The sequence below is a fragment of the Variovorax palleresanus genome (assembly GCF_051144945.1).
Lineage (GTDB): Bacteria > Pseudomonadota > Gammaproteobacteria > Burkholderiales > Burkholderiaceae_C > Variovorax > Variovorax paradoxus_S.
In genome coordinates this window covers 3,624,869-3,646,280 of record NZ_JBJNVP010000002.1, presented here as the reverse complement: position 1 = coordinate 3,646,280, position 21,412 = coordinate 3,624,869, and the positions used below count along the sequence as shown (strand labels likewise).

General features: G+C 66.7%; 17 protein-coding genes. 2 read left to right on the top strand and 15 right to left on the bottom strand.

From position 1 onward, the window contains the following. Positions 1-19 precede the first annotated feature (19 nt). The 8 genes from yjfF to ACJ7Z0_RS20900 all read right to left on the bottom strand — a co-directional run bounded on the left by yjfF (position 20) and on the right by ACJ7Z0_RS20900 (position 10,180). Positions 20-1,048, bottom strand: coding sequence for a galactofuranose ABC transporter, permease protein YjfF (gene yjfF / locus ACJ7Z0_RS20935; protein WP_434791376.1), 1,029 nt, complete (start codon positions 1,046-1,048; stop codon positions 20-22). A gap of 61 nt (positions 1,049-1,109) precedes the next feature. Next, entirely contained in the window at positions 1,110-2,156 is a 1,047-nt protein-coding gene (locus ACJ7Z0_RS20930; protein WP_434791375.1) for an ABC transporter permease, read from the bottom strand. 172 nt (positions 2,157-2,328) lie between these two features. Beyond that, positions 2,329-3,849 (bottom strand): sugar ABC transporter ATP-binding protein, encoded by a 1,521-nt coding sequence (locus ACJ7Z0_RS20925; protein ID WP_434791374.1) that lies wholly within the window; start codon positions 3,847-3,849, stop codon positions 2,329-2,331. A gap of 4 nt (positions 3,850-3,853) precedes the next feature. Then, positions 3,854-5,071, bottom strand: a complete 1,218-nt coding sequence (mmsB, locus tag ACJ7Z0_RS20920) for a multiple monosaccharide ABC transporter permease (protein WP_434791373.1) — start codon at positions 5,069-5,071, stop codon at positions 3,854-3,856. Continuing rightward, positions 5,058-6,617 (bottom strand): multiple monosaccharide ABC transporter ATP-binding protein, encoded by a 1,560-nt coding sequence (gene mmsA, locus ACJ7Z0_RS20915; RefSeq protein WP_434792700.1) that lies wholly within the window; start codon positions 6,615-6,617, stop codon positions 5,058-5,060. The genes mmsB and mmsA overlap by 14 nt, the downstream gene beginning before the upstream one ends. An 8-nt stretch (positions 6,618-6,625) precedes the next feature. Beyond that, positions 6,626-7,696 (bottom strand): multiple monosaccharide ABC transporter substrate-binding protein, encoded by a 1,071-nt coding sequence (gene chvE / locus ACJ7Z0_RS20910; RefSeq protein ID WP_434791372.1) that lies wholly within the window; start codon positions 7,694-7,696, stop codon positions 6,626-6,628. A 12-nt stretch (positions 7,697-7,708) separates the two neighbouring features. After that, positions 7,709-8,674: an ABC transporter substrate-binding protein gene (locus ACJ7Z0_RS20905; RefSeq protein WP_434791371.1), complete on the bottom strand. Its 966-nt coding sequence runs from the start codon at positions 8,672-8,674 to the stop codon at positions 7,709-7,711. Positions 8,675-8,728: 54 nt separating this feature from the next. Continuing rightward, the gene (locus tag ACJ7Z0_RS20900) at positions 8,729-10,180 is read right to left on the bottom strand and encodes an aldehyde dehydrogenase family protein (RefSeq protein ID WP_434791370.1); all 1,452 of its coding nucleotides are present in this window, start codon (positions 10,178-10,180) and stop codon (positions 8,729-8,731) included. A gap of 146 nt (positions 10,181-10,326) precedes the next feature. On the opposite strand from ACJ7Z0_RS20900, the gene ACJ7Z0_RS20895 reads away from it, so the two are divergent. Further along, a complete protein-coding gene (locus ACJ7Z0_RS20895) occupies positions 10,327-11,286 on the top strand; it encodes a LysR family transcriptional regulator (protein ID WP_055801935.1) in 960 nt (319 codons plus the stop codon). On the opposite strand, the gene ACJ7Z0_RS20890 is transcribed toward ACJ7Z0_RS20895, so the two are convergent. After that, complete coding sequence (locus tag ACJ7Z0_RS20890; RefSeq protein ID WP_434791369.1) at positions 11,287-12,063, bottom strand: SDR family NAD(P)-dependent oxidoreductase; 777 nt, start codon at positions 12,061-12,063, stop codon at positions 11,287-11,289. Positions 12,064-12,199: 136 nt separating this feature from the next. Between ACJ7Z0_RS20890 and ACJ7Z0_RS20885 the strand changes: the two genes are divergently transcribed. Then, positions 12,200-13,153, top strand: a complete 954-nt coding sequence (locus ACJ7Z0_RS20885) for an SMP-30/gluconolactonase/LRE family protein (RefSeq protein WP_434791368.1) — start codon at positions 12,200-12,202, stop codon at positions 13,151-13,153. Here the strand turns inward: ACJ7Z0_RS20885 and ACJ7Z0_RS20880 are convergent. The 6 genes from ACJ7Z0_RS20880 to ACJ7Z0_RS20855 form a co-directional block, all read right to left on the bottom strand. After that, a complete protein-coding gene (locus tag ACJ7Z0_RS20880; protein WP_434791367.1) occupies positions 13,150-14,256 on the bottom strand; it encodes an aldose epimerase family protein in 1,107 nt (368 codons plus the stop codon). The genes ACJ7Z0_RS20885 and ACJ7Z0_RS20880 overlap by 4 nt on opposite strands. A 20-nt stretch (positions 14,257-14,276) precedes the next feature. Then, positions 14,277-15,206 (bottom strand): prolyl oligopeptidase family serine peptidase, encoded by a 930-nt coding sequence (locus ACJ7Z0_RS20875; RefSeq protein WP_434791366.1) that lies wholly within the window; start codon positions 15,204-15,206, stop codon positions 14,277-14,279. A 35-nt stretch (positions 15,207-15,241) separates the two neighbouring features. Continuing rightward, a complete protein-coding gene (locus tag ACJ7Z0_RS20870) occupies positions 15,242-18,496 on the bottom strand; it encodes a CapA family protein (RefSeq protein WP_434791365.1) in 3,255 nt (1,084 codons plus the stop codon). 70 nt (positions 18,497-18,566) lie between these two features. Further along, positions 18,567-19,103, bottom strand: a complete 537-nt coding sequence (locus ACJ7Z0_RS20865) for a GNAT family N-acetyltransferase (protein WP_434791364.1) — start codon at positions 19,101-19,103, stop codon at positions 18,567-18,569. Between the two features lies 1 nt (position 19,104). Then, positions 19,105-19,692, bottom strand: a complete 588-nt coding sequence (locus ACJ7Z0_RS20860; RefSeq protein ID WP_434791363.1) for a helix-turn-helix domain-containing protein — start codon at positions 19,690-19,692, stop codon at positions 19,105-19,107. 37 nt (positions 19,693-19,729) lie between these two features. Further along, entirely contained in the window at positions 19,730-21,388 is a 1,659-nt protein-coding gene (locus tag ACJ7Z0_RS20855) for an alpha/beta fold hydrolase (protein WP_434791362.1), read from the bottom strand. Positions 21,389-21,412 lie beyond the last annotated feature (24 nt).

Below are 21,412 nucleotides of genomic sequence, written 5' to 3'. Positions count from 1 at the left end.
GAGAGAGAAAAAGAAAAAGTCAGCGCCGTGGCGTGCGCGAAGTGAAGAAGCGCTGCAGCAGGCAGAACACGAAGAGCAGCGCGCCCACGACGATGCGTGTCCACCACGAGCTCAGCGTGCCGTCGAAGGAAATCAGCGTCTGGATGATCCCGAGCATCAGCACGCCGAAAAGCGTGCCCGCCACGTAGCCCACGCCGCCCGTGAGCAGCGTGCCGCCGATCACCACCGCCGCGATGGCATCGAGCTCCAGCCCGAGCGCATGCAGGCCGTAGCCCGACAGCATGTAGAAGGTGAAGATCACGCCCGCCAGCGCCGAGCAGAAACCCGACAGCGTGTAGACGCCGACGAGCGTGGAACGCACCGGCAGGCCCATCAGCATGGCCGAATGCTCGCTGCCGCCAATGGCGTACACCGTGCGGCCGAACGGTGTGCAATGCGCAATGAACACCGCCGCCAGCAGCACGACGATGGCGATCACTGCACTGATCGACAGCGAAGCCTCGCCCCATACCGGAATGCGGATCTGCGAGACCTCGGAATAGAACGCGTTGGTGATGCTGATCGAATCGATGCTGATCAGATAGCACAGCCCGCGCGCCAGGAACATGCCCGCCAGCGTGACGATGAAGGGCTGCAGCCTGAAGCGTTCGATGAGCAGCCCCATGAACGCGCCGAAGGCCGTGCCCATGGCCAGCACCAGCGGAATCACCACCAGGGGGCTCCAGCCGTGCTTCTCGACCAGCGAGGCCGACACCATCGTGGTGAGCGCGATCACCGAGCCCACCGAGAGATCGATGCCGCCCGAAAGGATGACGAAGGTCATGCCCACGGCAACGACGATCAGGAAGGCGTTGTCGATCAGCAGGTTGAGGAACACCTGCGCCGAAAAGAAGCCGTCGTAGAACACCGAGCCCAGCGTGGCCATCAGCACGAACAGCGAGATGGTCGCCGTCAACGGCAAGTACTTCGGATTGAGCCCTGCCTTGCCCCCTCTCCCGCGCGCGGGAGAGGGCTGGGGTGAGGGTGCCGTTTCGATCACCGCGCTCATTGGGTAACCTCCGTGCTGCGCACTGCGGTGCGAGCCCCCTTCGGAACGGCCGGGCGGAGGCTCATGAACTTGCTCCCTCATGCGCAGGCCGCTGAACCAGCGTCCGCACTTCAGCCCTGAACTCCGGCGACTGCAGCAGCATCACCGCGAACACCACCACCGCCTTCACGACGAGGTTGATCTCCGGCGGAACTCCGAGCGAATAGATTGCATAGGTCAGCGTCTGGATGATCAGCGCGCCGATCACGCTGCCCATGAGGCTGAAGCGCCCGCCGGTGAGCGCCGTGCCGCCCAGCGTCACCGCCAGGATCGCATCGAGTTCGAGCAGCTGTCCCGCGTTGTTGCCGTCCGCGCTCTTGACGTTGGAGCTGATCAAGAGGCCCGCAATGCCCGCGCAGACGCCGCAGAACGCATAGGCGCCGACGACGAGCCGGCGTGCCTGCACGCCCGCCACGCGCGCGGCCGTCGGGTTGATGCCCACCGCCTGGATGAACAGGCCCAGCGCAGTGCGCGTGATGGCGAGATAGAGCAGCACGAAGACCGCCGCCACGATGAACAACGAGAACGGCAGCCCCAGCAGGTAGCCGCTGCCGAGGAAGAAGAACGGCTTGTAGTAGATCGTGATGATCTGCCCATCCGCGATGAGCTGCGCGATGCCGCGGCCCGCCACCATGAGGATCAGCGTCGCGATGATCGGCTGCATGCCGACTTTGGCGACCAGCATTCCGTTCCAGAGGCCGCACAGCAGCGCAATGCCGAGGGCCGCCGCAATGGCCAGCCACATCGGAAAGCGGCTCACGTCGCTCGCCACCGAGCCGCCGATCATCCAGGCCGCCAGTGCCGCGGCAATGGCCACCACCGCGCCCACCGAAATGTCGATGCCGCGCGTGGCAATGACGAGCGTCATGCCGAGCGACACCAGCACGAGCGGCGCCGCGCGGTTCACGATGTCGATCAGGCTGCCGTAGAGATGGCCGTCGCGCCATTCGAGGTGCAGGAAGCTGGCGTTGAACGCGGTGTTGACTGCGAGCAGGAGCAGCAGCGTGACGATGGGCCAAGCGAGGCGGTGGCTCATCGCGCGGGCCAAGAGATTTCTGGCGTTGGTCATGTCAGGCTCCACCGAACACAGCGCAACGCATCGGTCTTTCTCCCTCTCCCGCTTGCGGGAGAGGGTTGGGGTGCGGCCCACGCAAAGGCCTTTGGCTTGTCGAGGGCCTCTGCCCTCACCCTAGCCCTCTCCCGCAAGCGGGAGAGGGGACAACGCGGAGACAGCGCGTGCATCATGCTGCTGCAATCATTTCGTATACCTCGTCCTCGGTCGAGCCGCCCGGCAGCTCGCCCACCTTCTTGCGATCGCGCAGCACCACGATGCGATGCGCCACGCGTACCACTTCGCTGATCTCGGAAGAAATGAAGATCACCGCCATGCCCGCGCGTGCGAGCCGCAATATCTCCTCCATGATTTCCTGCTTGGCCGCCACGTCGATGCCGCGCGTCGGCTCGTCGAGGATCAAGAGGCGCGGCTCGGTCGCGAGCCAGCGCGCGATCACGGCTTTTTGCTGGTTGCCGCCCGAGAGCAGGCCGATGGGTGTTTCCACGCTCGCGGTCTTGATGCCCAGCGACGCCACAAAACGCTCGGCCATCGCGGTCTGCTCGGCGTGCGACAGAAAGCGCCGCGTGCCTAGCCGCGCCTGCAGCGCCAGCGCGATGTTCTCGCGCACCGACAGCTCGGCCACGATGCCGTCGGTCTTGCGCTCTTCGGGGCACAGCGCCAGCCCTTCGCGGATGGCGTCGGCGGGGTTCGAGAAGCTGACGGAACGGCCGTCGATCCTCAGCATGCCGCGATCCGGTGTTTCGAGCCCGAACAACAGGCGCGCTAGCTCGGTGCGTCCCGCGCCGAGCAGGCCCGCGATGCCGACGACCTCGCCGGCGCGCACGCGCAGATCGGTCGCCTGCAGCTGCCCGGCCTGTCCCAGTCCCTCGGCCTGCAGCAACGCTGGCGCCGCCTCGTCGAGCGCGGGAAGCGCAGCGGGCCGTGCCGACTGGGCCGCGAGTTCCCGCCCGAGCATTGCGGCAATCAATGCCTGCGGGCCAAGGTCCGCTGCGCGCCATTCACCCACCCAGTTGCCGTTGCGAAGCACCGTGATGCGGTCCGACACCGCATACATCTGGTTGAGAAAGTGCGTCACGAAGACGATCGCAAGCCCTTCGCCGCGCAGGCGCCGCAGCACTTCGAACAGCTTCTCCACCTCGTCATCGTCCAGGCTCGAGGTCGGTTCGTCCAGGATCAGCACCTTCGACGACACGCCGAGCGCGCGCGCAATCGCCACCATCTGCTGCACCGCGACCGAGTAGCTCGACAGCAGCCGGGTCACGTCGATGTCCAGGCCGATGCGCGCCAGCAGTTCCTCGGCACGGCGGTTGACGGCCGCCCAGTCGATGCGGAAACCCTGCGCCGCACCACAGCGCGGATAGCGGCCCGCAAACACGTTCTCGGCCACCGAGAGGTTCGGACACAGGTTGACCTCCTGGTACACCGTGCTGATGCCCAGCTTCTGCGCCTCGAGCGGCGACGCGGGGTGAATGGTTTTTCCGTCCAGGCATATCTCGCCGCCGCTCGATGGCAGCACGCCCGTGAGCACCTTGATCAGCGTCGACTTGCCTGCGCCGTTTTGCCCCATGAGCGCATGAATCTCGCCCGGATAGAGCCGCAGCTGCACGTCGCGCAGCACCGGAATGCCGCCGAACTGCTTGTGGATGCCCCGCAGTTCGAGCACGGGGCTGATGCTGCTCTGGCTCATGCGATCACTTGTTCTTGTTGTAGACGTCGATGAACACCGCGGCCAGCAGCACCAGGCCCTTGATGACCTGCTGGTAGTCGATGCCGATGCCAAGGATCGACATGCCGTTGTTCATCACGCCCATGATGAAGGCGCCGATCACCGCCCCCATCACCCGGCCCACGCCGCCCGAGGCCGAGGCGCCGCCGATGAAGCAGGCCGCGATCACGTCGAGCTCGAAGCCGAGGCCGGCCTTGGGTGTGGCCGTGTTGAGCCGCGCCGCGAACACCAGGCCCGCGAGAGCGGCCAGCGCGCCCATGTTGACGAAGGTCAGGAACGCGAGCCGCTGCGTCTTCACGCCCGACAGCCGCGCCGCCTTCTCGTTGCCGCCGAGCGCATAGATGCGCCGGCCGATGGTGGTGCGGTTGGTGACGAAGTCGTACACCACGATCAGCACCGCCATCACGATCAGCACGTTGGGCAGGCCCTTGTAGGTCGAGAGCAGGTAGCTGAAGAAAAGGATGATGCCCGCGAAGAACAGGTTCTTCACGAGGAAGAACGCATAGGGCTCCGTTTCCATGCCGTGCGCCGCGAGCTTGGCCCGGCCGCGCAGCTTGAAGAACACCAGCGCCGCCGCGGCCAATGCGCCGACCACCAGCGAGGTGGTGCGCAACGTGTCGCCGCCCAGCGGATCGGGAATGAAGCCCGAGCTCAGCCGCTGGAACTCGACCGGAAAGGGCCCCACCGACTGCCCCGCCAGCAGCGCCAGCGTGAGCCCCTTGAACACCAGCATGCCCGCGAGCGTGACGATGAACGACGGAATCTTTCGGAACGCCACGAACCAGCCCTGCGCCGCGCCGATGACCGCGCCCGCCGCAATGCTGATGATGGCCGTGGGCACGAAGTGCCATTCGTACTCGACCATCAGCACCGCCGCCAGCGCGCCGATGAAGCCGCAGACCGAGCCCACCGACAGGTCGATGTGGCCCGCCACGATCACCAGCAGCATGCCCAGCGCCATGATGACGACGTAGCTGTTCTGCAGCAGCAGGTTGGTGAGGTTCAGCGGCCGCAGCAGCGTACCGTCGGTCAGCACCTGGAACAGCACCATGATCGCGACGAGCGAGATCAACATGCCGTATTCGCGCAGGTTGTTCTTCAGGAAGCCGGCGTGCAGCTTGGGGCCAGCCTCCGAGATGGGGACGGCGGCGTTCACCGCCGCGTTGACTTCAGGCTGCGACATGAACGGAACTCCCCGCGCTCACGATGGCGTGCATGATGCGTTCCTGCGAAGCCTCGGCTGCCGTAAATTCGGCCACGAAGCGGCCCTCGTTCATCACATAGATGCGGTCGCACATGCCGAGCAGTTCCGGCAGTTCGGAAGAAATCATGAGAATGCCTTTGCCCTCGCTCGCAAGCTGGTCGATGATGGTGTAGATCTCGTACTTGGCGCCCACGTCAATGCCGCGCGTGGGTTCGTCAAGAATCAATAGTTCGGGCTTGGTGAAGAGCCATTTGCTGAGCACCACCTTCTGCTGGTTGCCGCCCGACAGGTTGACCACCAGCTGTTCCACACCCGAAGAGCGGATGTTGAGTGCCTTGCGGTAATCGACCGCGACCTTGAATTCGCGTGCGTCGTCGATCACCATGGCGTTGGAGACCGCCTCCAGGTTGGCCAGGCTCACGTTCTTGCGAATGTCTTCCTCGAGCACGAGCCCCAGGCCCTTGCGGTCTTCGGTGACGTAGGCAATGCCATGGTCGATGGCCTTGCGCACCGTGCCCACGTCCACCGGCTGGCCGTGCATCAGCACCGTGCCGCTGATGCGCTGGCCGTAGGACTTGCCGAAGACGCTCATCGCGAGCTCGGTGCGCCCCGCACCCATGAGGCCCGCGATGCCGACGATCTCGCCACGCCGCACATGCAGGTTCACGCCCTTGATCTGCTCGCGGTCGGCGTGCAGCGCATGGTGCACGCGCCAGTCGCGCACCTCGAACACCGTCTCGCCGATCTTCGGGTGGCGCTGCGGATAGCGGTGCGCCATGTCGCGGCCGACCATGCCGCGGATGATGCGGTCTTCGCTGATCGGCCGGCCGCGGCAGTCCATCGTCTCGACCGTGGCACCGTCGCGCAGCACGGTGATCGAGTCGGCCACCTTGGCAATTTCGTTGAGCTTGTGCGAGATCAGGATCGACGCGATGCCCTGCCGCTTCAGTTCGAGCAGCAGCATCAGCAATGCATCGCTGTCGTTCTCGTTGAGGCTGGCGGTGGGCTCGTCCAGGATCAGCAGCTTGACTTCCTTTGCCAGCGCCTTGGCAATCTCCACCAGCTGCTGCTTGCCCACGCCCAGGTCCGTCACCAGCGTGGTGGGCGGCTCCTTGAGGCCCACCTTGGCGAGCAGGTCGCGGGTCTTCGCATAGGCGGCGAACCAGTCGATCACGCCGCCATGCGCAATCTCGTTGCCGAGAAAGATGTTTTCGGCAATGGACAGCAACGGCACCAGCGCCAGCTCCTGGTGGATGATGATGATGCCGAGCTTCTCGCTGTCGGCAATGCTCCTGAAGCGGCGCAGCTCGCCCTCGAAGTGGATCTCGCCGGTGTACGAGTCGCACGGGTAGACGCCGCTCAGCACCTTCATGAGCGTCGACTTACCCGCGCCGTTCTCGCCGACCACCGCGTGGATCTCCCCCGCGCGCACCGCCAGGTTGACGTCGGAGAGCGCCTTCACGCCCGGAAACGTCTTGGTGATGCCGCGCATCTCGAGGATGCTGCGCGTGTCCACTGCCGCCATGCCGATGCTCACTTGACCTGGCTTTCCTTGTAGTAGCCGCTGTCGACCAGCACCTGCTTCCAGTTGCCGCCGTCCACGCTCACGGGCTTGAGCAGGTACGAGGGCACCACCTTGATGCCGTTGTTGTAGGTCTTGGTGTCGTTCACCTCGGGCGTCTTGCCCGACAGCATGGCGTCGACCATGGCCACCGTGACCTTGGCCAACTCGCGCGTGTCCTTGAACACGGTCGAGGTCTGTTCCTTGCGCAGGATCGATTTGACCGACGGGATCTCCGCGTCCTGGCCCGAGACGATGGGCATCGGCTGCGAAGCCGAGCCGTAGCCCACGCCCTTGAGCGACGACAGGATGCCGATCGACAGGCCGTCGTACGGCGACAGCACCGCATCGACGCGGTCCTTGGAGTAATAGGCCGACAGCAGGTTGTCCATGCGGGCCTGCGCCACCGCGCCGTCCCAGCGCAGCGTGCCGACCTTTTCCATGCCCATCTGCTTGCTGCGCACCACCAGCTTGCCGCTGTCGATGTAGGGCTTGAGGACCGACATCGCGCCGTTGTAGAAGAAGAAGGCGTTGTTATCGTCGGGCGAGCCGCCGAACAGCTCGACGTTGAACGGGCCCTTGCCGCTCTTCAGGCCGAGGGCCGCCTCGATCGACTGCGCCTGCAGCACGCCGACCTGGAAGTTGTCGAAGGTGGCGTAGTAGTCGACGTTCTTCGAGCCCTTGATGAGGCGGTCGTAGGCGATGACCTTCACGCCCTTGTCGGCGGCTTTCTGCAGCACGTCGGACAGCGTGGAACCGTCGATGGCCGCAATGACCAGCACCTTCGAGCCCTTGGTGACCATGTTCTCGATCTGCGCGAGCTGGTTCGGAATGTCGTCGTCGGCGTACTGCAGGTCGGTCTTGTAGCCCTTCTCCTTGAAGTACTTGACCATGTTGGCGCCATCGGCGATCCAGCGGGCCGACGACTTCGTGGGCATGGAGATGGCGATCGGTCCCTTGTCCTGTGCATGCGCGAGCGGTGCGATACCGGCGACGGCCAGCGCGATGCCTGCGAGCGAGGCCTTGAGGAAGTTGCGTTTCATGGGTATGGGCTCTCAGTACTTGCGATTGGGAAACTCTTTGGCGGCGACTTCCATCGGGAAGATGCCTTCTTCGGTCACGATGCGCTTGGGCAGCGCCTTGCCGGCCTTGATGTCTTTCACGGCGCTCATCAGCTGCGGCCCGAGCAGCGGGCTGCATTCCACCGACACGTTGAGCTTGCCGGCGATCATGGCTTCGAAGGCGCCCTTCACGGCGTCGATCGAGATGATGGTGATGTCCTTCGCAGGCTTGAGACCAGCCTCTTCGATGGCCTGGATGGCGCCGATGGCCATGTCGTCGTTGTGCGCGTACAGCACGTTGATCTTCTTGCCCTCGGCCTTCAGGAAGGCTTCCATCACCTCCTTGCCCTTGGCGCGCGTGAAGTCGCCGGTCTGCGAGCGCACGATCTTGAACTTGGGATCGGCCTTGATGATTTCCTCGAAGCCCTTCTTGCGGTCGATGGCTGGTGCCGAGCCCACGGTGCCCTGCAGCTCGACGATGTTCACGTCGCCCTTCTGGTCCTTCATCTTCTCGACCAGCCAGCGACCCGCCTTGCGGCCTTCCTCGACGAAGTCGGAGCCCATGAAGGTCACGTAGAGCGTGTCGTCCTTGGTGTTCACGGAACGGTCGGTCAGCACCACCGGAATCTTCGCGGCCTTGGCTTCGCGCAGCACGGTTTCCCAGCCCGACTCCACCACAGGCGAGAAGGCGATCACGTCGACCTTCTGCGCAATGAAAGAGCGGATGGCCTTGATCTGGTTCTCTTGCTTCTGCTGCGCATCGGAGAACTTGAGCTCGATGCCGGCTTCCTTGGCCGATGCCTTGATCGACTCGGTGTTGGCGGTGCGCCATTCGCTCTCGGCCCCGACCTGGCTGAAGCCCAGCACGATCTTCTTCTGCGCCAGCGCGGCGGCGGGAAGAAGCCCGCCCAGCGAGGCGGCGGCGAGTGCGATGTTGAGGGTGCGGCGATTGAGTTTCATGGGAATGTCTCCTTCTTTCTCTGTTTGCTTGCTGATGAAAACCGTCCGTGGTGGTCAGGCCAGCATATAGCCGGTCTTGACCGTCGTGTAGAACTCCGCGGCGTGGCGCCCTTGTTCGCGCGGCCCGTAGCCCGACCCCTTGCGGCCGCCAAAGGGCACGTGGAAGTCCACGCCCGCGGTCGGCAGATTGACCATCGTCATGCCGACCTCGGCATGGCGCCTGAAATGCATCGCGTGCTTGAGCGAGTTGGTGCAGATGCCCGCGCTCAGGCCCGAGGGCGTGTCGTTGCACAGCGCCAGCGCCTCGTCGTAGTCGGCAACGCGCAGCACACAGGCCAGTGGGCCGAAGATTTCCTCGCGCGCGATGCGGTGCCCTGGCTCGGCCAGGAAGAGTGCCGGACTCATGTAGTGGCCTGCCGTCGCGCGCTTGAGCGGCTCGCCGCCCCAAACGTGCTCGGCACCCTCTTCTCGCGCAATGGCTACCCAGGCCAGGCTGCGCGCCAGCCGCTCTTCGTCGACCAGCGGCCCGATGTCGATTCCGCGTTCGAGCGCATGCCCGATCTTCAGCGCCTTGAGCCGCTCACGGAGCCGCGCGACGAACAGGTCGTGCACGGCGGCCTCGACGATGAGCCGGCTCGACGCCGTGCAGCGCTGGCCATTGGAAAAGTAGGCGCCCTGCACCGCGCAGTCGACCGCGTGGTCGATGTCGGCGTCGGCCAGCACCACGAGCGCGTTCTTGCCGCCCATCTCGAGCTGCACCTTGGCGCGCCGCGCGGCGGCCGCCTGGAGAATGCGTTCGCCGTTGCGGGCCGACCCGGTGAAGCTCACCGCATCGACCAGCGGGCTGTCGACCAACGCCTGGCCGGCCTCGCGGCCGCTGCCCATCACCAGGTTGAACACGCCCGCGGGCAGCGCGGCGCGGCTGATGATTTCGGCCAGCGTCCAGCCGCAGGCCGGCACCAGTTCGGCAGGCTTGAACACCACGCTGTTGCCATGGGCCAGAGCGGGCGCAATCTTGGTCGCCGGCACTGCAAGCGGCGAGTTCCACGGCGTGATGAGGCCGGCCACGCCGACCGGTTCGCGCGTGACGTCGACCTGCACACCAGCGCGCAGCGATGCCATGTTCTCGCCCCCGCCGCGCATCGCCTCGCCCGCAAAGAACTTGAACACCTGCCCGGCGCGCGTGGCTTCGGCCACGGCTTCGGGCAGCGTCTTGCCGACCTCGCGCGCCAGCAGCAGGCCCAGGTCGTCCCTGCGCGCCAGTAGCTCGGTGCCGATGCGGTCGAGCACGTCGGCCCGGCGCTGCGGCGTGCTGTGGCTCCAGTGCGGAAAGGCGTCGGCCGCCGCGCGGATCGCGGATTCGACCTGGCGGCGATCGGCACGTGCGTATTCGGCCACCACTTCGCTGGTGTCCGAAGGATTGGCACTCACACCCGTGGTCGCGCTGGTTTCCCAGCGGCCGTTGATGTATTGCCGCACGTTCTGATGGATCTCGCCGTGAATCACCTGTGCGCCGACCTTGTCTCTGGTTTTTGGAAGTGGGGCGAAGTCTAGGAACAGAATTGATATCGATCCAATCATTTTTTCGACAAAATGGATATCAATCGCCGGATTCTGGAAAACCCTTTCAGCCCAAAGCCTTAACAACAACCATGACCAACTACAACCACTGGTTCATCCGCGCGCGCCTCAAGACGCGGCAACTGCTTTTGCTGGTGGCGCTGGCGGAGGAAGGCAACATCCACCGCGCGGCGCAGGTGCTCAACATGACCCAGCCCGCCGCCTCCAAGCTGCTGAAAGACCTGGAAGACGTGCTGGAGGTGCCGCTGTTCGACCGGCTGCCGCGCGGCATGCGCCCCACCTGGTACGGCGAAACCATGATCCGCCACGCCCGCGTGGCGCTGGCCAGCCTGAACCAGGCGCACGACGAGCTCACCGCGCTCAAGGCCGGCCGCTTCGGCCAGGTGGGCGTGGGCGCCATCACCGCGCCCGGCCTCACGCTGATGCCGCCGGCGGTGGCCATGGTGAAGCGCGAACAGCCCGACCTGCGCGTGTCGCTGGAGATCGAGACCAGCGCGGTGCTGATCGAGCGGCTCGAACAGGGCAAGCTCGACATCCTGGTGGCGCGGCTTTTCGCCGAGCACGACAAGTCGCAGCTTCGCTACGAAGCGCTGGCCGAGGAGCCCGTGTGCGCGCTGGTGCGCCCCGGCCATCCGCTCCTGGGCGTGAGCGGCCTCACGCTGCGCGACGTGGTGGGCGCCGGCTGGATCGTGCCGCCCGCGGGCAGCGTGCTGCGCCACCGCTTCGAGCTGATGTTCCAGGAAGAAGGCCTGGTGCCGCCGAACAACATCATCGAAAGCTCGGCCCTGCTCTTCATCACGCGCATGCTGCAGCAGAGCGACATGGTGGCCGTGCTCGCCTCCGACGTGGCGCGCTACTACGCCGCACACGGCATCGTGTCGCTGCTGCCGCTGGACATGCCCTGCCACATGGACGCCTTCGGCATCATCACCCGCACCGACCGGCTGCCGTCGCCGGCTGCCAAGGTGATGATGAAAGCGCTGAAGACAGCCAGCCTCAGCGTCTACGGGCGCAAACTCGAGATGGACTGATCAGGTCCAGCCTGCATCGACGGTGAACTCTTGCGCCGTGCACATCTTCGCGTCGTCCGACGCGAGGAACAGCACCATGCGCGCGATGTCCTCAGGCAGGAGCTTGTCGGGCAGGCACTGGTTGCGCTTGAGCGATTGTTCGCCCTCGTCGTCGAGCCAGAGCTTCACCTGCCGGTCGGTCATCACCCAGCCCGGTGACACGGTGTTGATGCGGATGCGGTCCTTGCCCAGCTCCACGGCCAGGCCGCGCGTGAGGCCATTGACCGACGACTTCGCAATGGCATAGCAAGGATAGCCCGAGCCCTTGGTCTGCCAGCCCGTCGAACCCAGGTTGACCACCGAGCCGAAGCCCAGCCGACGCATGCCCGGCACCACCGACTGGATCGCGAACAGCGCCGGCCGCTCGTTGATGGCCATGCGGTTGTCGTAGTAGTCGGGCGTGACCGATTCGAGCGTGTGGCGGTCGTCGCTCGCCACGTTGTTGACCAGCACGGCGAAGTCGCCCAGCTCGCCGGCCGCGTCGTCGATGGCCTTCTGCAGCGCGCCGATGTCGCGCACGTCGCAAGTGCGCCACCACGGCGCGGCGTGGCCTTGCTCGACGATCTGTTGCACGAGCGCGGCGCTGGCGCTTTCGGCAATGTCGACGAACGCCACGCGCGCGCCCTGCGCCGCAAACGCCGCCACAATGGCCGCGCCAATGCCGCTGCCGCCGCCGGTGACGAACACGGTGCGTCCCTTCAGGCTGGGATGAATCGAAAGCTGCGGGGAATCCTTCAAGATGTGCGTCTCCAGAGAGCTGGCTGTGACATTGCAAAATGAATATCACTTGATGCCAAATAGTTTGGTTTCTATTATCAATATGCCTTGATACGATCCGCCGCGTCAAGGACCGAGACAACGAAGGCGCAAAACAATGACTCAGAACGGCAGCTCCGCATCTCCTCTTGCACCCCTGGGTGCACCCACCGTCCTCGGCCAACCCGAGTGCCTGTGGCCCGCCGGCGCCACGCTCGGCGAGGGCACGCTGTGGTCGCAGCGCGAACAGGCGCTCTACTGGCTCGACATCCTCGGCCGTCGCCTGTACCGCCACGACCCGGCCGGCGGCGCGCGGCAGAGCTGGCAGTTCGACGAGGAGATCACCGCGCTCGCCGAGCGCGCCGATGCGCCGGGGCTGATCGTCACGATGCGCCGCGGCTTCGCCTACTTCGACCCGGCCGTGGATGCGCCGCCGCGCTACCTGCACCAGCCCGAGCCCGACCGGCCCGGCAATCGCTTCAACGATGGCAAGTGCGATCGGCAGGGCCGCTTCTGGGGTGGCAGCATGGACTTCGATTGCGTGGCGCCGACCGGCGCGCTCTATCGCTTCGACGCCGACGGCCGCTGCACGCGCCACGACGACGGCTTTGCGGTGACCAACGGTCCGACCTGGTCGCTCAACGAACGCACGATGTATTTCAACGCCACCGTGGAAGGCTGCGTGTATGCCTACGACTTCGACAGCGCAGCCGGCACCGTGAGCAACAAGCGCGTGTGGCTTCGCTTTGCGAAAGGCGACGGCCTGCCCGACGGCATGACGACCGACGCGGCCGGGCGGCTGTGGATCGCGCGCTGGGGCGGCCATTGCGTGAGCTGCCACGACCCGGTGAGCGCCGCCGAGCTGTGCCGCATCGAACTTCCCGCGAGCAACGTCACGGACTGCGCCTTTGGCGGCGACGACCTGTGCACGCTCTACATCACCACCGCGCGCAGCGGGCTCTCGGACGAAGAACTGAAGGCAGAGCCGCTGGCCGGCGCACTGTTCTCGGTTCGCATCGCAAGCCCCGGCCTGCCCGCTGCCGAGTTCGGCGCCGACGCGGTCAAAGCCTAGGCCGAAATGCCGAAGCGGTGAACCGTGGCACTGCTGAACACTTCTCCCGGCCGGAGCACCGTCGAAGGAAAGTCCGGCTGATTCGGTGAGTCGGGGTAGTGCTGCGTTTCCAGGCACAGCCCGGCGCCCCGCTTGAAGCTCTCGCCTTCGCGGCCGCGAAGGGTGCCGTCGAGAAAGTTGCCCGAATAAAACTGCACCGCCGGTTCGGTCGTATGCACTTCCATCACGCGCCCGGAGGGCTCGTGTTCGAGGCGTGCCGCCAGCGCCATGCCCGTCGGCTCGCGGTCGAGCACCCAGTTGTGGTCGTAGCCGCCGGCCACCCGCAGTTGATCGTGCGGATCGTCGATGCGCTCGCCGATTGGCGTGGCCGCGCGAAAGTCGAATGGGGTTCCGGCCACCGGCGCCAGGCTCAGCGGAATCAGGCCCGAATCCACCGGACAGAAGCGGCTTGCGGGGATCGACAGGCGATGGCCGAGCACCGCGCCGCCGCCCGCCAGGTTGAAGTAGTCATGGTGGCTCAGGTTCAACACGGTGGCGCGGTCGGCCACGGCGCGGTAGTCGATGCGCCACGCGTTCTCTGTGGTGCTGAGCGCGTAGCGCACGGTCACCTGCACCTCGCCGGGATAGCCCTCTTCGCCGTCGGCGCTGGTGTAGCAGAGGTCGATGGCGACCTCATCGCCATCCTCGCGCGCCGGCACCGCTTCGATCTGCCAGAAGCGCGTGCCGAAGCCGTTGTGCCCGCCATGCAGCGAGTTGGCGCCGTTGTTGAGCGGGAGTTGATGCCCAACACCGTCGAGCGTGAAGCGCCCGCCCGCGATGCGATTGGCATAGCGGCCGACGATGGTGCCCAAGTGCGGATGCGGCTTCAGGTACTCATCGAGCGAGGGCAGGCCGAGCACGACGTTGCCGCTTTGGCCGTGGCGGTCGGGCACGTGCAATGCGGTGACGATGCCGCCAAGGTTGATGGCACTAAGGTGAAGGCCGCGACCGTTGTCGAGCGTGTATTCGGTCACCGCGCGCCCGTCGGGCATGCGGCCGAACTCCTGCGTGGCGATGCGGGCGGTGGAGCTGCTATTGCTAGTGCTGCTGTTCGGCGAGGGCATTGTCTTGAAGGTCTCTGTCGTTATTGAAACATCGCTTCGCGTGCGCAGATCGATGCGGTCTGCAAGCCGATGCGGTCCTTGAGGTCGTGATTCTGCGGCGGCTCTGCCGCATGGGTCTTGACTTCCACGCGATGGCCCGCCTTGGCGATCACATCGGCAAACCGCTCCTGCAAGTCGAAGGGCGTGTTCCTGTCGTCACGGCTGCCGATCAGCACGATGCGCCGCAGCGGATCGCGCGCAATGCCGTCGATGTGGTCGAGCGGATCGTAGAACTGCGTGCTGCCGGTGGTGTCGCTGCGGCCGTCGCGCGATTGCCCCAGCCGGCGTGCACGCTCCAGCAGGCCGTAGGCGCCGGAGGTCAGCACCGCGCAGGCGATGCGCGTGCGGCCGAGCGTGAGCAGCGCCGCGCCGGCGGTCGCGCCGCCACTGTGACCGAGGATCACGATGCGCTGGATCCGGTGCCGCTGCATCAGCGCATCGAGCGCCGCATCCAGCGCGTGGAACTCGGCCAGTTCGCGCCGCCTGCGATGGTCGCCCGACGATCCGTAAGTGCCGGGCCGCGCCACGAAGACCCATGGCACGCCCGCGCGATCGCGGCTGCGCTGGGCGTCGAGCATGCGCAGGGCCTCGGTGTTGCCGGGAATGCGCTCGGGCGACTGGTTCATGACACCGTCGCGGTCACCTGAAAACTGCACGATGGCCATGCGCGCATCGTCGATGTCGCTGCTCGCGAAGTAGCGGATGCAGGCCGGCCCTTCGACCGGCTGCACCCAGAGATAGCCGGCGCGGTCGGGGCAGTTGGCGCGCACGGCGGGCTGGTTCCACCGCAGTGTTCCGCCTTCGGCTGCAAGCACAGGGACCTGCGGCTCCGGGCCGCCGCGTTGCGCGCATGCGGTCTGTGCCAGCGCCAGCAGCGCGAGGGGAACAAGCCGCCAGCGTCCGGCAGCCATGCCTTCGGTTCCGCTGGCTGTGGAGCTCTCGCGCCTCATGCCGCCACACGGTCCGCTCGCACCGCGAACGAAACGTCCCTTGGCAGTCGGACCCGCTCCACCCGACCGGCATCGCCCACCAGCCCGACTTCGATCTGGAGCCGCGCATCATGCAGAAGCTTGCCCGCTGGTGGCCGCAAGCCATGCAAATCGCGATAGATGCGGCCGGGCTGCCAGCGGCTCGTGGGCCACATCCAGTCGCAGGGGTCGTGATCCATCGCGACGCCCCAGGCCGGCATGGTGGCCGGCGCTGCCGGCACGGCGCGGATGTCGAGCCGCCAGTCGGTGCCGGTCGCCTCGTCGATTTGCCAGAAGGTCTCGACGTACAGCATGCCGCGGCCTGCAATGGCCGCTGGCGTGGTTCGCACGCCGAGCAGGCGCAGCGGCCCCAGCGACAGGGGCTGCTCGAGCGCCGCCTCTGGCGGCACCACCGCCGGCAGCCACTCTTCGCGTGGCTGCTGCAGAGGCTGGATCGCCTCGGGCCTGCGCGCCATCTGCGGCAGGGCCGGCCATGGTGGCGGCCTTGGCGTCCTGGCGGGCGGATGCAGGTCGAGCGTGCACTGGCCGTTGGGTGCGAGCGCGAAGTCCGATCCGAGCGCGGCGGATTTCTGCAGGAAGCGGCCGGCCGCCGCCACCGCGCGCTCGCCTTCCAGCTGCATCGTCTGGCCGAAGCCCGTGGCGACCGGTGTGAACACCACGCGCCGCACGCCGTCGATGCCCAGGTGCAGCGAGAACACCCCGCTTTCGTCGCTGTCCTTGCTGCTGCGGCCGATGGCGTCGAACAGGAGATCGCCGGCGTCATGGAGGATGGGCCGGCCCTTGTGTATCTCGACGCCTTGCACGACATGCGCCGAAGCACCCAGCACCGCGTCGGCGCCGGCCTCGATGATGGCGTGGCCCACGGCGATTTCTTCGGGACTGGGGCAAGGCTCCCGGTTCTTTCCCCAATGCACGGCCACCAGCACCACATGCGCCTTTTGGCGCGCGGCGACGATGCGGGGCGAAAGGCATGCCGTCCACTCCGCGGGCGATGACAGCGGCAGGTAGGCGTTGCCGGCCGTGGCCTTGCCGGCGGCAAAGCGCCGCTGCGTGGTGTCGATGGCGAAGAGCGCCACGTTCAGGTGCCCTGCACGCCGCAGCACGGGCGCGAGCGCGGCGTCCAGCGTCGGACCCGAACCTGTATGCGCGATGCCGGCGGCATCGAGCAAGGCCGCCTGCTCCGCGAGCGCCGCTGCGCCGTAGTCGCCACTGTGGTTGTTGGCGGTGGCGACCATGTCGATGCCGGCGCCGGTGAGCACGCGCAGCATTTCAGGCCGCGCGCGGTAGTAGTGCGGGCCGGCCTCGCCTTTCGGCACCCCCTGCTCGCCGCGGCTGGAAACCACGCACTCCAGATTGACGATGCGCAGGTCCGCCTCGGCCAGCACCGGCACGCCGCCGAGCACCGACGGCACGCCGAGTTGCGCTGTCAGGTAGTGCTGCCTGCGGCCAATGTTGACGTCGCCGCCCCATGCCACCACCGGTGCGGGGGCGCTCCCCTCCGCATGGCCGGCATCGTCGTGGGAGTCGTCGTTCTCCCGCGCTTGCAGGAACTTGAGATAGGCCACGTAGCCGGAGAGATAGTGCTCCACGTCGTCGATGCGCACGCGAAAGCTGTGGTGCTTGATGAAGAACGAGCCGGCAACGCGTTCGGGGTTGCGAAAGAACATCGCCAGCTCGGGCCAGAAGTAGCCGTTGGCCAGGTAGCGCGCGCGGTGCTCGAGCGCACGGTCGAACTTGTCGCGGTCGAAGCCTTCGAGCAGCGGGCGCAGCGCGGGGTCGGCGGCAAGCCGCGCCACCATGTCGCGCGCGGCCATCATCAGTTCCAGCAGCGTCGGAAAGGTGGTGATGCGCTCGAGCACGAAGTCCAGGTAGTCGGCCACGTTCTGCAGGCCGAAGCGGTAGTAGCGTGTTTCTGGCCGATGGCGGGTGAGCTCGTTCACGCAATAGCTCAGCCAATGGTCGTGCGCGCGCCAGTGCTCCGCGGCAATGAAATGGTCGAAGGCTTTCTCGACGACCGCGAGCCAACGCGGATCGCGCGTGAGCCCGTAGAGGCGCATGAGGCCGAAGGCGGCTTCCCCGTCGTAGTAGATGACGCGGAACGCATCCTTCACGTCGAGCGCCGGGTGGTTCAGCACGTGGACGAAGCGCCCGCTCGCCGGGTCCTGCATGGCCTGGATGCCGAGCGCGAGCTGCTCCATCAGCGGCAGGTATTGCGTATCGCCCGTGAGCTCGGTGTATTTGACGAAGGCCAGCAGGCACACCGCGTTGCCACCGAGCTTGATCTCGTTGCCGACATCCAGCAGGTACGCCGCGCGCGTGCCGCCGGGCAGTTCGACCTGGCGAATGAGCCGGGCCGTCAGGAAGCCCAGCGAACGGTCGATGGCCGCCTTTTGCGTATCGCTGCGGGTCAGCTCCCAGGCTTCGAGCAGCGCATAGGTCGAGCTGGCGTGGCGCAGGGTGTTGTAGGTGGGAATCGCGCGGTCGAAGCACGGGAACCAGCCGTAGTGGAACTCGCCCGTGGGCTGGACCTGCGCGGCGAGATAGTCGCTCGCGGTGTCGACGAGGCGGCGCACCTGGCCCGCGTTCCATTCGGGCAGCGTGCGATAGCCCGCGGCCTGCCCCTTGGCCGTCAGCGGCCAGGCGCCCTCGGCATCGGCATAGGCACCGCGCGTGACGAAGCACCACACCGGCACCGCATCGTCGGACGGAAAATCGATCTCGGCGCCGAAGCGCCTCTGGGCGTGCAGGCGCAGGTTGCCGGCGTTGGGCTCTGCGTGTTCCACGGTGCCGTTGTAGAAGATGGCGCTGCCGCTGATCTCCTGCGCGAGCAGCGCCGCTTCGAACCTCGCGTCGAACGACACGCCCTGGTTGAAGTAGTTGCGCTTGGTTCGCGAGAGGCGAGCCTTCAGCGCGCCCCAGGTCATGGCCTCGACCTGTTCGACGAGCTCCACGCGCACGCGGCCAGGCTGCATGCCGATGCGCTGGATGAGCGCGAGCGCCGCATTGCATGCCTCGCGCCAGGCCTCCTCGGCGCTGCCCCCGCGCCCCACGACCACGCGTGCGCGGCTCGCCTGGTCGCCGAGGGCGATGAACACCACGCAGCCGGCTTCGGGCGTGGCGGCGGCGCACTGCAGCGTGCCGTCCGTGCCCGCCAGCACCTGCCTGGCGCGGTTCAACAACAGATCGATGAGGGGCGTCGGTTCTTGGGTCATTCAGCCGCGAATGATGACAGGCTGCGCCGCGTCCGCAAATCCCGGGCTACCGCATTTTTGGCGCCATGCGCTAGGCCAGCGCGCGATAGAAGTAGGTGGTGTCGCACGGCTCGCCGCCCGGCAGCAACGCAAAGCCCGGGATCACGCCAAGGCGGGTCCAGCCGAGTCGGGCATACAGGCGCTCGGCCTCGGCACTGGAGGTGTCGAGCACGAGCAAGGTCTTGGCGCGTTCGCGGCCGAGCTGCTCGGCGGCCTGCATCAGCAGCGCGCCGATACCCTGGCGCCTGGCGCGCCGGTGCACGAGCATCTTTGCCACTTCGGCGCGATGCGGCTGGTTCTCCGGCATTTCGAGCAGCAGCTGCACGGTTCCGACGATGCCTTGCGCGTCTTCGGCCACCAGCAGCACGCGGTCGCCGCATGCCACGCCCTCGCCCACGCGTCGCCAGAACGCCGAAGCGCGCTCGCGGGTCAGCGGCAGCATGAAGCTGACCGATGCGCCGCCCTCCACGCAATCGACGAGCACGTCGGCCAGCTGCCGGGCATGTGCGTCGTCCATGCTGGAAAGAACGCGAATGCTCGGCGCGGAGGTTGCAAGGTCGAGCGTCATGTCATCTCCACGAAGAGGGCAAGGTTGCGATCACGACGGCATAGCGTGCGGCCTGCCGGGTGGGGTTGTAGTAGCTCATGGGGCGGTCGAGCACCAGTGCCAGGCAGTCGCCCGCGCCGAGCCGGTGCTGGTCTTCGCCGACAGTGACTTCGATGGTTCCTTCGAGCACCCACACCTGCTGGTGAACCTGGGGTTCCCGCGCACCGGTTTCGTAGGCCACGCGCGCCTTGGGCGGAAACAGAACCTCCACGATGTGGATGGGCGATGCAGCGCTGCTGGGGGACACGTTACGGCGCACGTAGCCGGAATGCGGATCGCGCCATTGGGGCTGGTCGGCCAGGCGGGCTACAGGGCCGCCGTCAGGCTGTGGCGCCTCGAACAACGAGGCCAACGGAACACCGAGGCCCGTCGCCAATTTCTCGAGCAGCACCGCCGTCGGGCTGCTTTCGCCGCGCTCGATGAGCGAGATCATCGAGCGGCTGACGCCGCAATGCGCAGCCAGCGCATCGAGAGAAAGGCCGCGGTCGGCGCGCAGGTCTCGCACCCGCTGCGCGATGCGCTCATTCAGGGTTGGTGACTGCTTATCCATGATGTCAGACCAAATATCCAACATACCGGATAAGAAGTCAAGGCGAGCCGTTGACAGGCTTCGGCCGGGACGAGGACTCCCACGAGTCGGGCGTGGTCGCGACCAGCTCCTTGAGGTTGGACCACGGCTTTGCGCCCGGCACCGTGGTGCCGCCCGCAATTGCCACCTTGGCGAAGGCAATCATCCGCTCGCGCAGGTACTGCCGGTCGCTTTCGGGCCAGGTCTCGATCGAATGGGGGGCGCGAGCCACCACGATCTCGCGCGCGCCGCGGATGCGGTCGTAGGCGGCCACGGTGCCTTGCAGCGTTTCCGCGCGATCCCACAGGCCCTTGCCGAAGAACGCGGCCGGCCACTTGTGCATGCCCGCCAGGGGCGCCGAGTTGGGATAGAAAAGGATGTGATGGTCCGCCGCCATGCCGCCCAGAAACAGGTTGCGGTCGGCCAGGTCTGGCGACGCGGGCAGGTACCCCGCGCCGCTGGCAAACGAAGACAACAGGATGGCGCCCTTGATGTTCGAGAGCCCTTTGGGCGGCACGCATTCGGGCACCGGCATGTCGTAGCTGCACGAGCCCGAGAAATTCTTCGCCATGGCCCATGCGGTCGACATCGACCCGCGCGAATAACCGCCGAGCAAGATGGGAATGCGCGTCGACGCCATGCCGCCCAGCAGCTTGCCGGCCGCCTCGCTGCCCGCGAGCACGCGCGCGTCGGGCGTGAGAAGGCGCAGGCCGTTTCCGGTGTCGAGCTGCGCCAGCACGCGAAAGACGTCCTCGCCCTGCTCCAGCGTGTTGGTGTCGCTGAATCCCCCCGAAATGCCCTCGCCGCGCCGGTCGTAGGCCAGCACGTCGAAGCCCGCCTGGTTGAGCGCATCGAGGTTCTCGCGCCACCAGCGCTGGCCCATGGTCTCCGTGGTGGCGTTCGGAAACTTGACGTCCACCGCCCTGCCCGTGGCCGGGTCGATGCGGTAGGCCTTCTCGCCCGGGTGCTGGATGGCGGTGAGCTGACCGCCGCCACCGGGCGCCATGACCACCAGCGCGCGTATCTTGCCGCCCTTGCCGTCGTCGACGCCGCGGCCTTCGATGTACCAGCCGCGCAGCTTGATCGGATCGGTCATCTTCAGGTCGATGCGCTCGAAGGTGTCGCGCGGCACGGTGAACTCGACCACGTAAGTGCTGGCATCGGCGCGCGCAATGCCTTCCTCGTAAGGCGCTTTGGCAAAGAAGGCCGGGCGTCGGATCTGCCGCAGATCCACGGTGCCCTCGGGATCGATCTTTCCCGAAGGATCGACCATGCCGGTCGTGCGGGTCGAGCGTGCCTTGTTCGGCGGCAGCCAGCGCTGCATTTGCGCATCGATGCGCGCAAAGCAGGCGGTGTCGGCCTTGCACGCGCGCCAGCGCTCCTTCAGGCGCGCATCGGTGAATTCGTCGACGTGGTAGTCGCCTCCGGCATACCCCGCGGGCGGGCGAAAGGCGTTGACGCCGAGCGGCACGCACACGGTCTGGCCGTTGGACTGCGGCAGCCGGTAGCCGGGCAGTTCCTGGTTGCGGTCGGTGCCCACCCAGGCGCGGCAATCGGTGGGCGGCGGCTCCGCCCTGGCGCTGCTGGAAACGGCGTTCCCGTGCGAGGAGCAACCGCCGATGGCCAGGGCCACGAGCATCGCGCCTGCGGCCAGGCCCGTGCGAGAGAACGCGTGCATGTTCTTGTCTCCTTTGGTTCCGCG

Excerpts from the sequence above, each read along its gene's own strand:
- yjfF (WP_434791376.1), bottom strand. The coding sequence starts at position 1,048 with ATGAGCGCGGTGATCGAAACGGCACCCTCACCCCAGCCCTCTCCCGCG.
- ACJ7Z0_RS20930 (WP_434791375.1), bottom strand. The coding sequence starts at position 2,156 with ATGACCAACGCCAGAAATCTCTTGGCCCGCGCGATGAGCCACCGCCTC.
- ACJ7Z0_RS20925 (WP_434791374.1), bottom strand. The coding sequence starts at position 3,849 with ATGAGCCAGAGCAGCATCAGCCCCGTGCTCGAACTGCGGGGCATCCAC.
- mmsB (WP_434791373.1), bottom strand. The coding sequence starts at position 5,071 with ATGTCGCAGCCTGAAGTCAACGCGGCGGTGAACGCCGCCGTCCCCATC.
- mmsA (WP_434792700.1), bottom strand. The coding sequence starts at position 6,617 with ATGGCGGCAGTGGACACGCGCAGCATCCTCGAGATGCGCGGCATCACC.
- chvE (WP_434791372.1), bottom strand. The coding sequence starts at position 7,696 with ATGAAACGCAACTTCCTCAAGGCCTCGCTCGCAGGCATCGCGCTGGCC.
- ACJ7Z0_RS20905 (WP_434791371.1), bottom strand. The coding sequence starts at position 8,674 with ATGAAACTCAATCGCCGCACCCTCAACATCGCACTCGCCGCCGCCTCG.
- ACJ7Z0_RS20895 (WP_055801935.1), top strand. The coding sequence starts at position 10,327 with ATGACCAACTACAACCACTGGTTCATCCGCGCGCGCCTCAAGACGCGG.
- ACJ7Z0_RS20885 (WP_434791368.1), top strand. The coding sequence starts at position 12,200 with ATGACTCAGAACGGCAGCTCCGCATCTCCTCTTGCACCCCTGGGTGCA.
- ACJ7Z0_RS20880 (WP_434791367.1), bottom strand. The coding sequence starts at position 14,256 with ATGCCCTCGCCGAACAGCAGCACTAGCAATAGCAGCTCCACCGCCCGC.
- ACJ7Z0_RS20875 (WP_434791366.1), bottom strand. The coding sequence starts at position 15,206 with ATGGCTGCCGGACGCTGGCGGCTTGTTCCCCTCGCGCTGCTGGCGCTG.
- ACJ7Z0_RS20870 (WP_434791365.1), bottom strand. The coding sequence starts at position 18,496 with ATGACCCAAGAACCGACGCCCCTCATCGATCTGTTGTTGAACCGCGCC.
- ACJ7Z0_RS20865 (WP_434791364.1), bottom strand. The coding sequence starts at position 19,103 with ATGACGCTCGACCTTGCAACCTCCGCGCCGAGCATTCGCGTTCTTTCC.
- ACJ7Z0_RS20860 (WP_434791363.1), bottom strand. The coding sequence starts at position 19,692 with ATGGATAAGCAGTCACCAACCCTGAATGAGCGCATCGCGCAGCGGGTG.
- ACJ7Z0_RS20855 (WP_434791362.1), bottom strand. The coding sequence starts at position 21,388 with ATGCACGCGTTCTCTCGCACGGGCCTGGCCGCAGGCGCGATGCTCGTG.